Raw genomic sequence first — 879 nt, forward strand, 5'->3', positions numbered from 1 at the left:
GGCCGGTTCAAGGCGATGACCAGCCCGGCGGTCGACAGAGTGGCCAGCGAGTAGCCCCGCAGGACGGAGCCGAAGAAGGCGCCTCGGTCGGGCGAGTCGATCTCGCGGGCGGTGGAGTACTGCCAGGCCTGCTGGAAGACGGAGGCCACGATGTTGATGAGTGAGGGCATCTTGCTCGCCGCGGTGAAGAGCCCGGCAGCCGCCAGGCCGCTGCCCCACAGGACCACGTACCGTCCGGAGACACTGACCAGCCACCACGACAGCAGGTTGGGCACAAGCGGCAGGCTGTAGACGAGCATCCTACGCAGCAGCGCCCGATCGATCCGGAATGGAGCCAGGAGCCGGTACTCGGCCGACCCCAGGAAGGCGACAAGACCACCCACCAGGTAGCCGATGGTGTACGACCACAGGTAGCCCTCGATACCTGTATGCGCGCGGACTAGGAGCAGGTAGGTGGACACCACCATGGCGAGCGCATTGATGAGCCCGTAGGCCACGAAACGGCGCACGTGCCCCAACCCACGGGCGAGCTGGGTCGTGGCCTTGAAGACGCACACCGAGCAGAACAGGACGAAGAACGCTGCCGCGTGCTCCATGTTCCACAAGACGCGCCCCAAGGCGCACGCCACCCCGGTGCAGACGACGCCGCCGCCCAGGACCACCAGGGAGCCGGCGAAGAGCTCGCCCTTGGGAACGTCGTCGTCAATGGAGAAGCGGTAGAGGGCCTCCACGACGCCAAGCGAGAGCAGCGGCAGCACAATCTCGATCGCGCTGTTGAGCAGCTCGGCCGTCCCGTACTCACCGGCGGTCAGGGCGGTTGTGTACAGGGGCATGAGGACCAGGGAGACCGCCTTGACCGCCAGGCCCCCCAGCGCGAAG

1 pseudogene is annotated in these 879 nt (G+C 67.1%); it reads right to left on the reverse strand.

Annotation, left to right across the window (positions count from 1 at the left end):
• Window positions 1-879, reverse strand: a pseudogene (locus HMPREF3165_RS13925) (lipopolysaccharide biosynthesis protein); the annotation flags it as partial.

Origin of the sequence: Actinomyces sp. HMSC08A09 (assembly GCF_001807465.1) — a bacterium.
In the GTDB taxonomy this organism is placed as follows: Bacteria; Actinomycetota; Actinomycetes; order Actinomycetales; family Actinomycetaceae; genus Actinomyces; species Actinomyces oris.